Here is a 409-nt window from a genome sequence, read left to right on the forward strand (position 1 = left end):
ACTGTGTTGTCGCTAATGTCCTCAACTCATAAGGCAAGGTGAATGTCACCATAAAATAGTGGGTTGGCAGCAATTTTTGCTGTTGGCGAGTGAGCCATTGGGCGGTTGCCTGGTGCTGACACTGCGGGCAATGTCGATGCCCGCATGAAAGCGGGTGCTGCTCAAAATGATGGCAGTGGTCACAACACCAGCTGGTTTTACGTTGCTGTTCGGTTTGGCAGCTGAGCATCGCATAAATAGCACGGCGCATATCTTGATTAAGTTGGTTGCTGTATTGTGTCTCAAAGGCTTGTTGGTGCTGACGCAGTAACTCAATAAATTGATTCATAGCCCCTCCCATATCAAGGCTAAATTATCCGCAAGTTGATTGACTGCACGAGCGGCATCTTGTTGTTTAACATTGGTAAGT

The 409-nt window shown here is 47.4% G+C and carries 1 protein-coding gene; it reads right to left on the reverse strand.

Annotated features, from left to right (window positions below; translation table 11 throughout):
- Nucleotides 1-328, reverse strand: a 328-nt coding sequence (locus CXF72_RS00490) for a transposase zinc-binding domain-containing protein (protein WP_198552450.1), incomplete at its 3' end; no start/stop codon positions are given.
- Between the last annotated feature and the right edge of the window lie 81 nt (nt 329-409).

This window comes from Psychromonas sp. MB-3u-54, assembly GCF_002836415.1.
GTDB lineage: Bacteria > Pseudomonadota > Gammaproteobacteria > Enterobacterales > Psychromonadaceae > Psychromonas.